A 12885-nucleotide genomic window follows, 5' to 3' on the forward strand; every position below is an offset into this window, starting at 1 on the left:
CACTCCTTTTAAAAATTAATAATTCATTTTTAAAACGTAGTACTTACCTTCACCGAAGAAATCAAAGCTCTTACCGTTAAACTTGAAAGATGCTGGCTTACCAGCTTTTTCATAAGTAGACAGCAGGTTTTTAAGCTCTTTTCCCTTTCCGGTTCCTGCTAATAGCTCAAAAACGGATGTTTGGAAAGCAAGACTATGATTTGTTGATTTTTTAATGGGATAAGCTATACCAATTTGGCGAGTGTTATCTCCAACAACGCCTGCTGAAAACTCGTATGGCGGAACGGAATCGTAATCTCCCATTCTAGTTAAGAAATCATTTTTTTCAAATGTATCTTTACTGTCCCAGACATTGATACTTCCACTCGACTTACTAAAGTATCCTGTTTTAATGTCTTGTTCTGCCAACTTAACGATGCTGTTGTAATAATCAAATTTAGTCTTATCGCTATATAAAGTGATTCTGCCATCTAATTCCGTATAATACTTACCTGCTAGATTAGGCTTAAATGGAATTCTAATCTCTTTGTCACGTAATCTTTGAATCATTGTCAAAGCCTCAGCTCTTGTCACGTACCGATGAGGATAGAAGTTTTTATCGGGGTATCCATTCATTAACCCTGCCATCAAAACAACCCCTCTAAAATTCTTAACAGTTGTATTCGTAAAGCTATTGAAGTCCTTCAGTCCGCTATTAGCGATAACAAATTCTGAATATAAATTCTCATATTCTTTTTCGTATTTTCTTACCCAAACTCCTAGCAAATAGGATGCTTTTTCCCTTGTAATTTGCTTCTTATAGATCTCTGGTTTTTGAGGAAAGACTTCATCAAAACTCAGCAATAAACCAACCTCATAAAGCATGTCGATATATGGCTTTGCCCAATATCCTGTTTTAGCATTTGTAAAGTTAAAGCCTGTCTTTTTCATAGCTGTGTTAAAACGACCAATTGCACTAGGCTGTATGTACATTAGTTCGTTTATCCATTCCTGATCCAATTTTCCGTTTCCATCAGAGAACACGCGCAGCATCATCGATACAAACTGGTCAGCTGTAACGATTGCATCTGGTCGAAACGATCCATCTGGGAAACCATCTATGAGACCACTATTTTTAGCTTTGATAATGTTCTCTTTTGCCCAATGACTATCAATATCATTAAATGGTGCATCGGATGCTGCCTCCACACCATTCCCGATCGATCCAATTGAAACAATAAAAAAACTAAGAGCAAGAACAATACTAAACATTTTCTTCAACATACTAATTCCCCCTCAAATTATCATTTCGTTATTTCAAAAATTCGTTCAATCTAGATAAAACTATAACTGCTTCTGCTCTCGTTACCTGATTGTCTGGTTTAAAGGAACCATCAGGATAGCCTCCAAATATACTGAAATTGTTTACAAGTTCAATTGCTTTCATATATTCATCGGACAAATTGGAAGTATCATTAAATACTGCAGGTTTAGAATTGTTTATCTTTACCATGTTCATTATATTGGCCACCAGCAGCGCGACGTCTTTCCTTTTGAATGATTTTATAAAATCATCATTTGCCCAGTTATTTGTAATTCCTAAATCACTTGCAGCTGAGAAATATGGCTTAGACCATGGTTCATTGCTACTTCCGATAAAACTATATTCTTGGAAGCTCATTTTGCTACTTAGCTCCTCATTTGTTACCTTCCATCGAAAAGTCTTTTTCCACATCCGCTTACCATTAGGTTGTTCTTCAGTTAATGCTAATACAGCCATTTTAACCAAAGCATCACCATTTACATTTTCGTTTGGTTTAAAAAGACCATTACCATAACCGGCTACAATCCCTTTTTGAACAAATTCATTTATATCCTTCTGAGCCCAATGATTTGAAATGTCTGAGAATAGCGGAAATTCAATGATTAAATTATAATAAGCAACCTTAGGTGCTTGAATATTGAATGTATACTTCCCTTTAGAAGCATTTGAAATTTTCAATGCGTTCACCCAGACATTCTTTCCTTCTCGTATGAGTTTCGTTGAGTTCTTGCTATCAATTTTCTTTCCATTCGGCATAATCAACTCGACAGTGAAGGCACTATCATATCCTTCTAAAGTGAACTGAACTACCTTCTCCTCTTTTAAGAGCTCATAAGTCTTTGTTACTTTGATGGTGTCTGCAGCACTAACCATGCTGAATGCCGTCAATAGCAAAGTAATCGCTAGAATAGTACTAATAAATTTTTTCATTTTTTTCTCTCCATCTCTATTGAAATAATATTAGAAACAAAATATCGTAATAGGTCCGGATCAAATTGTTTACGGTCCTTCAACATGATTCGAACTGCCTCTTCTTTATTCAGTGGTTTAGAGTAATTTCGTTGTGATGTAAGAGCTGAGTATGTATCGGTAATGGAAGCGATCCGACCTGGTAGCGGAATATCGTATCCACAGAGTCCCTCTAAATAACCAGATCCATCGAACTTTTCATGGTGATATTTAACAACATCCAACATGATCTTAGGCATATTGAGATTCATTAAAATTTCGTAACCAGAGGTAACATGTGCTTTTAAATAGGTGTGATCACCCTCATTAAGCTTGCCACTCCCTTTTAGGATTCTATCGATCATGCCTAACTTTCCGATATCATGTGTAAGTGCACCTGTATAATAAAGTGGCGCATTAGCAGTATCAAACTTTAAAGCCATTTCGTATGTGAGTATTGCCATACTTAAAGAATGATCAGCAGTCAAGCTATCTCGAACTTTTAAGCATTCAAAGAGCGCTTTTGTTAAGCTATAAATGTTTTCAAACCCTTCTAAAGTAGCAAACAAAGTATCCATTTCAGTAGGCAATTTAATTTTTGCTAAAGTGGAAATCGTAAATATCACCTTCTCTACAAATGATAGTGAAATCTTCTTACCGCTTAATGAGTAATAAAGATTCGATTATTAATAGTAGTATATTAATCAGTATATATATTACTATTATAAGCGATAGATTAAATTTCTCCTAACATATCTAGATTATTTTCTGAATATTACTTCTTGTACAGCGGGTATTAGTAATGGCTCATCGGATATGAGTCCAATCCCCTTATGTTCAGCGCTTATAACCGCAACTATAGACGGCCCTATTACTGATTGATTTACTACTCGAGATATTTGATTGTCTGTTCCTTGGTTAAGTGTGACCGTACATGAAACCTTTATACTGGATACATCGAGTACGCAGCTGGACGGTGAAGAATTTAGATTTTCAATAACTCGTGATTCCCAGTTAACATATACCAATTCATTAATTGTCAGTTGTGTTCCACGTCCTATAATGCTGTTTTTGATTCCTTTGTTAGTGATATCGAGCCCTATATTTGATCTTAAGTATCGATAAAACATATCTTGTGCTCTCGTGCCAGGAGTCGTCGTATCTAGTTTCAAATATCCTACTGATAGTTGTTGCTTATCTATTGACAATGATGCGGCGTGGACTGCTCTATTTAAATCATTCTTCAGTTTATTTTGATCCTTTGAGAGCAATATGTAATCAAGGGACACAGTAAAGAGTAGTGTGCAAAATAGTAACGCAATTAAACTAATCAGCATTACCTCTATCCCGCCTTTTTCATTTCCCAAAACCTTCAACTTAATCAAATTTTTCACTTCTACCCTCTCCTTCGAGGTAGAAATAACCTGGATCTTCATCTGAAGAAGCTCCAAAAAAGGATAACACTCTTGCTAAATCCGAAGCGGGATACTTAATCACTAATCTTACTGTAGGATCTAAATCATCTCGTAAAACCATTGTCATTGTGCTGCCTGTAAAACTAGGGTATGTTATTCCGTTTTTAACCACGCTAGGAAATCCAATGCTTGAGAGTTTTTCTCGAGTGTCATTTATGATTTCTTGGTTTAGGTACCCTTCAGTTTGAACCATTTGTATTGCTCTATCCTTAATATCATCTACCTTGGCCTGCCGCATAATGAAAGTGAAAAATGATAATACAAATACGGTAATAGCCAGGAAGGCAGGGAGAATTAATAACAATGTAATTAAATTAGTAATTCCTTTTTGATTTCCAAGCGGTTTTTTTATAGTATTCAATATTTTCATATGTAATATCCCCTCGAATCTTTAATGCAAATCGGGGGAGCAAGAGCTCCCCCCACTAAATTAGTTAGGGTCCAGGCTTGTACCCATACGTACGTACTTCAGTTTTTAAACGATCGTACCCATCGGTCAATGAATTGTTTATTCCATCGTCCGAGAGATAAACCCATGAAAAAAGTCCAATAACAATAATACACAGAACAATGATTAAAGGCAGCTTCTCCATTACTGAAAAACTCCTCTTCTATGGCATTGTTTGACCAGCACCCGGAGCTACGCTCCCAGAATAATCAAAAGTGCTTGTCTTTGTATTGATTCGAGTAGCGCCATCATTCAAACCATCATTTATTCCGTTAGGATTATTAAAAATCCAGAAACAGATCCCTACTACAATAATTGATACAACTACGATTAGTGGTAATTTTTCCATTTAACATTCTCCTCATTTTGAAATATGTTTTATTGTCTTATGRCATTGTTTGACCAGCACCCGGAGCTACGCTCCCAGAATAATCAAAAGTGCTTGTCTTTGTATTGATTCGAGTAGCGCCATCATTTAAACCATCATTTATTCCGTTAGGATTATTAAAAATCCAGAAACAGATCCCTACTACGATAATTGATACAACTACGATTAGTGGTAATTTTTCCATTTAACATTCTCCTCATTTTGAAATATGTTTAATTGTCTTATAGCATTGTCTGAGAAGTTCCAGGAGCTACGCTACCGGTATAATCAAACGTACTCGTCCTTTGGTATTAATCCGAGTTCCACCGTCGCTTAAACCGTCATTAATAGTGTTCGAATTTCCAACCGCACTAATTAATAAAATAACGGTGAGTGCTAATTTTCCGATTATTCAGACTCCCTTCCTTAGTTTGCTTCTAGAAGTTTTTATTACGGCATCGAATGACCTGCTCCAGGTGCCACGCTGCCGGAATAATCAAAGGTGCTAGTCTTAGTATTAATGCGACCAGCTCCATCACTTAGCCCATCATTAATTCCGTTAGGGTTATTAAAGATCCAGAAACAAATTCCTACAACTATAATTGATACAACTACAATAAGTGGTAATTTTTCCATTTTTAAAACTCCTTTTAGTTTTCTGGTGATGTTGCTTGTTCTATACGTAATTTAACATTGGTCCCGCCATTTTCTATGCCTTTTCCTACACCATTTGGGTTATTAAAAACCCAGAAGCAGATACCTATTGCAATGATACTGACAACAACAATTAGTGGTAATTTCTCCATAAAGAAAGCTCTCCTTTCTTAGAATGACACTCTCAAAATATCCATAAAATTGTTATACCAAGGCAGCATGACAAGTGTTGCAGCAGCAAGAAAAGGTATTAATACAATAAAAGTTACACGTAATGGACCAGCTTCTATTTTCTTTTTAATTTGAAAATCTCGCATGGTATCAATGTTTCGTATCTGTTGATGAAACAAATCGATTATCTTTTCTTGCGGTGCATTCCATGTGGCCAAGAGAGTATTGGTAAGTGGTAATGCTTCAGAAATTCCGATTTGTTCGCCAAAGTGTAGTATCGCTGCCCTTGGGTTATTCATCCAATCAATTAACAAATCATCAACGTACGGTTTTATTACTTTACTAGTTCTTCCAGCCCTTCTAATTGCGTAGTAGATCGGTATTTTATCAGTAATACAAACTACTAAGCGATGTGAAAACTTTACAATGTCCTCCGCCAACATTTCTCTTCTTTTGTTGGAATAGTAGATGAGAATAAAATAAGGACAAATATAGCTAAGAACAATAATTGCTAAGAACGGTATAATCGGAAATGATTGAATATTAGCAGCCTTAATATTGTTGATCCCGTAAACCCCTAACATGACTAGCCCCATTACAATTGGAGCAGCAGTTTGAATTAATCTAAAATGAAAAGCCTGCATACCTGCCGGATATCCAGCAGTCTTTAAATATCGCATAATCTTATAGTTCGACTGCTTTGTATTTTCGTTCTTAATTGAATGCTGTATAAACCCCTGGATACTATCTCTTCTTCTATTCCTTGCAGAAGTGATTCGGAGACGGTTACGAAATTTAAACGTTTTAGAAATAGGTAGAATAATGAATATCAGCCCAAATATAAATACCATTGCGAACATCCACATAACGAAACTCATATTGATTATCACCTCCTTATCTATAATTTTTTCCTACCCATATTCATGGCACCAACAAAAGATGAAAATAGAATTAAGATTGAAAGAGAAACAATCCTTATACCTGACGGATCTTCAAAATAATAGAACTTGTTTTTTGGATCAATTTGAATGTTGTAATAAACAACAAATACAGATAATCCGACCATCAAAAACGTTCCCCATTTATAAGCCTGTAGCATAGTAATTCTTTTTTCCTCGTTATAAACTGCATTTTGCATTTCATTTATTAGTTTGAACAACGAGGGTGTTATGTCTACACCGGTCTCTAAATGAGTAATAAGAATATCTGCAAAATAATGAGCCCAGTCGTTCCCAACTCTCTCTGCGAATTGAATAATGGAAACATCCGGCGGCTCCCCAGTTTGGAGATCCATTATTAGTCGATTCCACTCACTAGCAATCTCGAGCGGAGCAGTTCGTGCAGATTTATAAATTGCTCCTTCAAGATTGTCTGCTTCAGTAAAATAACCGATAAAATTTTGAACTGCGGGTATCATCACGGATGACATTGATAAGGTTTTTCGTTGGAACTTCGACCATGCCCATAGAAGCGGAAAGCAGCCAAATAGGGAAGCAACAAGAGCATTATTTATAGGAGATGGCATTATGCGATAACACAACAAAAAAGTAATAAATGCAATGGCTAGACAGATTGACAGCATTGTATTTAATGACATTTTTATTTCTGCTACACTTAAGCTTTCTTCAACCTGCCTAATAAATGGATGCGAATTAATCCGATTTTCTTTTTTCTGAGTATCAACCCTCCCATGTAGCCGTCTCTTATCATAAAATCTATTCCTTTTAAAAATTGATAAAAAGACGATTAATTGTCCTATCATTGGGCCTATGATTAATAATATTCCTATGGAAAACAACAATAGAAAGATCAGTTCGATAATTCCCATATTAATAAACCCCTATTTCGGAAAATTCCCTCTCTTCAGCACCATGTGTCATCATGTGCTCCATAAGACCTTCGCTAATTTTGTTTTCCGTTCTTTCCCAGCTCATAGTCTTTGTGTTCCACAGAAATAATGGACTCATTTCAATTTCACCGTTATCTTTAGGGATAATTTCAGTAATCTCTGTCATAACCCTCCGGTTTTTATACTCATTAACCTTCACGAATCGCTGGAATATGACAATGTTAAATGCACGACCAATCCGGTTTTTTAGCATTTCATTATCATGATTCCTTCCATCTTGCTTAACCATATCCATGATGTCAGTAATTATCATATTCCGGTATTTGGAGTGCAAAGATACCATTGTGTCATGACCTCGTAGTGCAGCTTGTACAGCTTGCGATGCCTCAGATCCTCGCATTTCTCCTATGATTATACGATCAGGACTTTCTCTAAGCAGTGGCTTAAAGGCATCTTCCATTGAAATATTCAAGTCAGGAAGTGCTTGAAATGGTACAATATTACGTCCTGGTAGGCGTTCATGTAACATCATTTCAAATTCGGTTTCCAATGTTAGAATTCGCTCCAAAATTGGTATTTCTTTTGCTAGTGCATAGAGTGTAGTGGTCTTACCTGTTTTTGTTCCGCCCGCCACAATAATTGAAGCGTGATAACGAACAAGTAATATGAGAAGTGACATCATATTCTCATCAATTGTGCCTCTCTCAACTAGTGTGGATAAACTTGGATCCTTCAGTATAAAGTTACGAATAGCAATGGTTGGAAACGCTGAATATGGTGACTGCGTCATTGTAAGACGAGCTTTATTAAACATATAGGTATGACAGATTGGATGCTGCTCATTAATCCTTGCTCGCCCGTACAATGCAAGTCGCTCTTGAAGTCTAATTACTTGCTCTGTTGTTTCAAACTCTCGAAGATGCTTAACAGATACACCATCTTTCATTACATATATTGCTTTATCGTTAACTTGTACCTCTTCGATATCCTTTGCTTTATATAAATCTTCAATGTATCCAGCCCCTACTGTAAGAGAGAAGACCGCTTCAGATAAACTCATGCCATGTAAGCTCCCGTTATTTGCATAAAGCATCTTTTCGTTAATTATTTGTTTTATTACTGCTTTAACTTTTTCTTGTGCAATGGGATTTCCTAGACCTGCATTATGAATTGTTTCCCGGTAATCTTCTTGTTCATCTCCTGAGCCTTCAATACTCTTTAACGTTTCTTGAACTATTTTCACTACTTCATCAAGTGATCGATGCAGATAACCTTTGCTTAGCTTTTCTTGTTTATTCCCTTTGATTTCAGCCTGTAAATGTTCAACAATACTGAATTTTTTTCTTGATTTACGCTTCGATTTGACTAACATTATTCCCCATCCTTATCACGGCATTAAACGGCGCAAAAACCCTACCCGTTTTCCATGTAGTGCAGATTTTTTATCGTTTTCCACAGCTGTAAGCTCAAGGTTTGCTCTATTAGCAAGCCAGCCGCTCAAAGTAAGAATATTAGTACGGAATTCGTTAGTCTCTGTATCCTCATTAAGGTAGAGTGGTGTACCGTAATTTATCGCTTTAATCCCAGCACCTTTCTCGACGTTTGATATTCGAGAAACAATTTTACTACCCATTGACTTTTCTATTTGAAATCCATCCATTGCCGCATTAAGATCCCGATTTAATGCAAGATGAAAATCACTTTCTTTCAATCCATAATGCTGCCACACGCTATTAAACCAATCATTCCATGTTGATTGATAGCTTGTTATTACCGACTGAACCACAACCACTCGGTCGTCAGCATTCTTAACGCATTTTACTGTAGCAGCTTGATCTGGAAAGGTATGTACATCAGCAATCACATAATCAAATGTTGCTTTTGCTACAGTTAGAAGATGTTCAATCTCATCAACTGAAATCTTCTCAGCATATTCTCTACGCTGAAGTCCAGTTAGAATGTACAGGTTTTCGATACCTTTTATCTGATCGCATGCCTTCAATAAGGTATTTTGTTCCAGTGTTCCGGAATCGCAATCTGCTTGTATTAAAGGGTAACCTTTGTCCGTTGTTATCAGAAGATGATCTCTTACTTCTGGGCTTTTTAAGTTTAGATCAAGCAAGAGCACCTTTTGACCCGGCAAACGTTGGGCCAGACAAATTGATGTGGAAATAGCAACTGTAGTTGCTCCATCTTTAGGTGATGCAGCAATAAATGTAGTTAATCTGCCTGCTATATTAGAGTCGACGGTCCTTTTATTATTAAATACCCGTCCATTGATCTCATCGACAATATCTTGGTTTGTTAATGCCCCTTGTACAAGCGTAATTTCAAGTTCTAGGCAAATTCGGTTGAAAAGTTCGCGATATAAGGAGTCAGTATTTATAGACAGGATTACAATGATCTTCGTTTTATCAGAAACTAAATTCTTAATGTTGCCTAACCATTCCCATGGATGGGAATCATAAAAAATATCTTCTTGCACGATAAGAAAATTAAGTTCCTGACTTAAACGAGTGATAGTTTTAGTTAATTCGGTTTCGTTATAAGAGTAATTAGCTTCTACATGACTAGGAACGATGTTGCTTATCGCTTCAGTCAATTGAGGGTTTTTTAGTGCAAACATTATTTTCATTCTTCAATACCTCCTGTTTAATTTTTCACATCTTCTGCTTTTGTACTTTCTGACGGAATTATCGTTCCAATTGACTCGCTATTCCCTGGAAGACCTAATTTAATAACTCCTTCCTTCTGACCTTCCGCAAACTTAGCATAATCTGACTCACTTATAATGAAAGTAATGTATGCTGGCTGAGCAGAAGCATTTTGACGATATCGCTCCATATTTTCTTGATCACGCTGCCAAGAGCTCAAGGGGATTCCTAAATTATTTGTAGGAATCAAATCAATAATCTCTTTACCTTCTTGGTCTTTGACGTATGCGACCGTAAGGTCTGGTATGAGCAATTCATTATAGATTTTTTTCATGCCAGCTAGGGTCTTAATCGCTACATCGTTTGTTAATGCTAGTAAGTCAGGATCGATAATATTACCTGATTCATCCAGTAGCTTTGGTTCTGTGTATTCAACCCATACCTCCACTTTATCTCCACGTCTAACCATATTATTTACCGCGCCAACTATATCGACTTTGAATCCAATATATGTTTCGTCAGCCGTAGGATAAAGAGTATCCTCTCCTATTTTCCAGGATAGGAATTCTTCTGTTTCCCCAATCGGTACTATTGCACGTTTCCCTTCAATTTTCTGCTGCTCCGTTATCGCGTTATCCATGTGTTGAACTGTTGGTATTGAGACAATCTTCAACATATCCGATGTTATCAGTTCGCCCGCTTGGATTAATCGAACAGGCTTGACCGTTTCCATTGTAGTGACATCAAGCTGGTAGGATTTCATATATTGAACAAAACCAAAACCGCAGCCAAATATTAATAATAATCCAAGAATTACCGAGAACCATTTACGCATATTGATTCGTGCCCGCCTCTCTACATTTTTCTCGCTTTTGACTCATCATCTAAATTTTTAATATGTTTAATGATATTTTTCCATTTCGAGCTCAGTCCATAATTTTTCTTCATCATGTTATACATTTCCTTAGCAACAACTGCTCGAACCATTGGTTTAAAGGGAAGTGCTAGGATATTTTTGATTTTCATATCATCCCAAGCCATTTTTCCATCCCACATTTGTTTAAGAACTATATTTCCAAGGTCGGGAATATGAGTGAGAATCGGTAGTAAAACAGCCTCTTTCCATTCCGAGTTGTTAATATACTGATTCCATCTATTTCCGATTATTCGAATTGTTTTAGTATCATACTCCTCTTTTAGCTTATCAATAGTTTTATAGTGTTGGTTTAAAGCTACTGGATCCCCGTCTACAACGATCCAAATTTCATCTGATATAGACATAAACTTTTTGCAATTATGGTCATTATATCTGGAAGAAATATCGCAAATAGTCACGGGAAAGCGATTTGCTGAAAGAAGAAGTTTTAGATTGTTTTCTTCATTCCATTCCTTAATTGGTTCTAATCCAGATGGTATCCATGTTACACCGTGGCTACTCCATATATTATCTTGATGTACAGATCCGGATTGTTTAATTTGTTCAGCATATGATACCCAATTTTTGGGTGCATTAACTTCCCCATGCATTAATTCGTAATAGGTTGATCCAATATTTTCGATAACCGGTTCCAAAACAGCAACAGGAACTTTATTTTCTCCCAGCATACGTGCGAAATTTGACGTTACAAATGTGGATCCTGCTCTGGGATAAAGACTAACAATCGAAATAAGTTTTGAATTGTAATGTACAGGCACATGAATAGTAATTATTTTTTCTTCAATAATGATGCGTTCTTTAATCCGCGCGAGTTTTTCCTTTTGCTCTGCAGATGATCGCTTTTTTTGTGGTTTAAATTCTTTGACTTCTGTTTCATCATTTGGAGTATTATGTTCAAGCACTTCAGCTTGTTTACCCGGCAACATGTCACCTGATAACAACTCATCTTTATTGCCATCTATAGAATTACTTCTTTCATTTATGTCTATAAAGACTTCGGTTACTTCCTCTAGCTGCTGTGGAAATTTACTCTTCTCTTGTATTTCAAAATTTGTTTTTGAGACTCTCAAATTTTCTTCAGTGAGCTGCTTCTGGATTATAGGCATTGATTCACGGGTAACATGTTGTTTAATCAAACTATCCATTAAACCAGCTTCGAGTTCATTGTAGCTTACACATAAATTCCCCTCAGCAACTAGAAGCTTAGTCAGATCATTTTCATCTCGATGATGAATAAATAAAAACACAGTTTCCGGTGACTCTTTGCGTATTGCTCGATATATCCGCAATAGATTCTCATCCGAAGTGACCACTGAATCGGTAAAGATAATATAATCTGCCCCTTGAGAGGCACTCCATTGAGGAATAAAAAAATCAAAGGAATCTATACTTCTTGTAAATCTACCCGTTTCAGCCAGTTCATCAACTATCCATTCCGAAAAATCATTATCATCAGATATTAAGAATAGTCTTTTCACATGTACACCTCCTTTCAATTGTTGTATATATACTAACTAATATACTGGTATTAAACTATGAAACAATATCAACAAACTCTAACGTTTTAATACTCGGCTCCTCTGGCATTTCCACTACAAGAAGTAAATAAAACACTCCACTTTCCAAAACAAGATCAGCAAGACCGGTAATTCGTCGATCATAAGCTCCTCGACGATAACCTGTTACTTTAAAAGGAACATCAATACGACCGGTCAATGTAGAAATCGATACTGACTGCATCCATTTAAACGTTAATAGTCTTGTATCGTAAACGACTGAAGTATGTTCCTCAAATGTAACCATAGACCCTACCCCAGTTTTGTATTCTTCCACGACTTTCCCAACCGCTCTAACTACCATTTGTGCCGGAAGATTGTAGATTTGTCTAACTTGATGGTAACATTCCTTAGAAAGCTTAACCTTACTTCGACTAGTCTTAGTCACGAATCCAACCTCACTAATATGGTTACACACCTGACTAAAACGTTTTGTTACATCTCTAAGCTGCTCATACTGTTGAACATCCGTTAGGAGTTGGATTTTCATCGTACATATCAACTCGTCTTCCCCTCCATTTTG

At 36.4% G+C, this 12885-nt stretch carries 17 protein-coding genes; all 17 read right to left on the reverse strand.

Annotated features, from left to right (window positions below; genetic code table 11):
- Positions 1-15: 15 nt before the first annotated feature.
- Entirely contained in the window at positions 16-1263 is a 1248-nt protein-coding gene (locus tag AB4Z50_RS14685; RefSeq protein ID WP_441880069.1) for an S-layer homology domain-containing protein, read from the reverse strand.
- A gap of 28 nt (positions 1264-1291) precedes the next feature.
- Complete coding sequence (locus AB4Z50_RS14690; protein WP_441880071.1) at positions 1292-2233, reverse strand: S-layer homology domain-containing protein; 942 nt, start codon at positions 2231-2233, stop codon at positions 1292-1294.
- Positions 2230-2877: an HD-GYP domain-containing protein gene (locus AB4Z50_RS14695; protein ID WP_441880073.1), complete on the reverse strand. Its 648-nt coding sequence runs from the start codon at positions 2875-2877 to the stop codon at positions 2230-2232. Before AB4Z50_RS14695 ends, AB4Z50_RS14690 begins: the two co-directional genes overlap by 4 nt.
- Positions 2878-3012: 135 nt before the next feature.
- Positions 3013-3645, reverse strand: a complete 633-nt coding sequence (locus AB4Z50_RS14700; protein ID WP_441880075.1) for a hypothetical protein — start codon at positions 3643-3645, stop codon at positions 3013-3015.
- Entirely contained in the window at positions 3629-4096 is a 468-nt protein-coding gene (locus AB4Z50_RS14705; protein ID WP_441880077.1) for a hypothetical protein, read from the reverse strand. The genes AB4Z50_RS14700 and AB4Z50_RS14705 overlap by 17 nt, the downstream gene beginning before the upstream one ends.
- Positions 4097-4160: 64 nt before the next feature.
- Positions 4161-4319 (reverse strand): hypothetical protein, encoded by a 159-nt coding sequence (locus AB4Z50_RS14710; protein WP_441880079.1) that lies wholly within the window; start codon positions 4317-4319, stop codon positions 4161-4163.
- A gap of 18 nt (positions 4320-4337) precedes the next feature.
- Complete coding sequence (locus AB4Z50_RS14715) at positions 4338-4523, reverse strand: hypothetical protein (RefSeq protein ID WP_441880081.1); 186 nt, start codon at positions 4521-4523, stop codon at positions 4338-4340.
- 37 nt (positions 4524-4560) lie between these two features.
- Positions 4561-4746, reverse strand: coding sequence for a hypothetical protein (locus tag AB4Z50_RS14720; protein WP_441880083.1), 186 nt, complete (start codon positions 4744-4746; stop codon positions 4561-4563).
- Between the two features lie 245 nt (positions 4747-4991).
- Positions 4992-5177: a hypothetical protein gene (locus AB4Z50_RS14725; RefSeq protein WP_441880085.1), complete on the reverse strand. Its 186-nt coding sequence runs from the start codon at positions 5175-5177 to the stop codon at positions 4992-4994.
- 14 nt (positions 5178-5191) lie between these two features.
- Positions 5192-5347, reverse strand: a complete 156-nt coding sequence (locus AB4Z50_RS14730) for a hypothetical protein (protein ID WP_441880087.1) — start codon at positions 5345-5347, stop codon at positions 5192-5194.
- An 18-nt stretch (positions 5348-5365) separates the two neighbouring features.
- Positions 5366-6244 carry a hypothetical protein gene (locus AB4Z50_RS14735; protein WP_441880089.1) on the reverse strand — a complete coding sequence of 293 codons (879 nt, stop codon included), beginning with the start codon at positions 6242-6244 and terminating at the stop codon, positions 5366-5368.
- A 20-nt stretch (positions 6245-6264) separates the two neighbouring features.
- On the reverse strand, positions 6265-7194 hold the full coding sequence (locus AB4Z50_RS14740; RefSeq protein ID WP_441880091.1) for a type II secretion system F family protein: 930 nt from the start codon (positions 7192-7194) through the stop codon (positions 6265-6267).
- Between the two features lies 1 nt (position 7195).
- A complete protein-coding gene (locus AB4Z50_RS14745) occupies positions 7196-8587 on the reverse strand; it encodes an ATPase, T2SS/T4P/T4SS family (protein WP_441880093.1) in 1392 nt (463 codons plus the stop codon).
- A gap of 15 nt (positions 8588-8602) precedes the next feature.
- Positions 8603-9850 (reverse strand): AAA family ATPase, encoded by a 1248-nt coding sequence (locus tag AB4Z50_RS14750; RefSeq protein ID WP_441880095.1) that lies wholly within the window; start codon positions 9848-9850, stop codon positions 8603-8605.
- Positions 9851-9867: 17 nt separating this feature from the next.
- Entirely contained in the window at positions 9868-10704 is an 837-nt protein-coding gene (locus AB4Z50_RS14755; protein WP_441880097.1) for an SAF domain-containing protein, read from the reverse strand.
- 20 nt (positions 10705-10724) lie between these two features.
- Positions 10725-12284, reverse strand: coding sequence for a hypothetical protein (locus AB4Z50_RS14760; protein WP_441880099.1), 1560 nt, complete (start codon positions 12282-12284; stop codon positions 10725-10727).
- A gap of 55 nt (positions 12285-12339) precedes the next feature.
- Positions 12340-12852: a hypothetical protein gene (locus tag AB4Z50_RS14765; RefSeq protein ID WP_441880101.1), complete on the reverse strand. Its 513-nt coding sequence runs from the start codon at positions 12850-12852 to the stop codon at positions 12340-12342.
- Positions 12853-12885: the final 33 nt, after the last annotated feature.

Origin of the sequence: Paenibacillus sp. 2TAB26 (assembly GCF_052115145.1) — a bacterium.
Classification (GTDB): Bacteria; Bacillota; Bacilli; order Paenibacillales; family Paenibacillaceae; genus Pristimantibacillus.